This window comes from Streptomyces sp. NRRL WC-3549 (assembly GCF_000721935.1).
Taxonomy (GTDB): Bacteria; Actinomycetota; Actinomycetes; order Streptomycetales; family Streptomycetaceae; genus Streptomyces.
Window position 1 is genome coordinate 62,069 of record NZ_KL585445.1, and the last position, 788, is coordinate 62,856.

A 788-nucleotide genomic window follows, 5' to 3' on the forward strand; every position below is an offset into this window, starting at 1 on the left:
GGCGGCGCACCGACGGAAGAAGCCCCCTCGCGGAAGCGAGGGGGCTTCTTCGTGTCCGCCCCGCGGAGGAGCGCCCCTGCCGCGGCCCCGGACGGGCCCTGCCCACCCAGCCCGGGGCAGACGGTCGCTCCTGCCACAACTGCGCTGCCCGCCACTATGGTTGGCAGATGCGCACACACGGTATCGACCGCCCGAGCGATCTCGACGTGGTCCGGGAGTCGTATGACCAGGTGGCCGACAACTACGTCCACATGGTGGTGACGACGGGGGTCGGTGACATCCGCACGCATCCCTGGCTCAAGGCCTCGGTCGACGCCTTCGCCGACACCGTGAGCGGGCTCGGCCCCGTCCTCGACGTCGGCTGCGGCCCCGGGACGGTGACCGCCTACCTCGCCGGACGCGGACTCGACGTGTCCGGCGTGGACCTCTCCCCCCGCATGATCGAGAACGCCCGCCGCCTCCACCCGGAGTGCCGCTTCGACGTGGCCTCCGCCACCGAGCTCGACCTCGCCGAGGCCTCCCTCGGCGGGGTGCTCGGGTGGTGGTCCCTGTTCAACCTCCCCCGCGACGTCCTTCCCCAGGTCCTCGCCCTGTTCGTGCGCGCGTTGAAGCCGGGCGGGCACTTCATCACCGCGACCCACGTCGGTGACGAGGACGTGGTGCGCACGGAGGCCTACGGCGGGGTACCCGTCCGCTGGACGACTCACCAGTGGCGGCCGGAGCAGCTGGTGGCCCTGATCGAGGAGGCCGGGCTGCGCCCGGTCGCCGAACTGCGGCTGCCGCCGGAC

At 72.7% G+C, this 788-nt stretch carries 1 protein-coding gene; it reads left to right on the forward strand.

The window, feature by feature from the left end; genetic code table 11:
- Window positions 1–167 precede the first annotated feature (167 nt).
- A partial coding sequence (locus tag IH13_RS0134520) for a class I SAM-dependent methyltransferase (RefSeq protein WP_031090839.1) occupies window positions 168–788 on the forward strand: 621 nt, incomplete at its 3' end.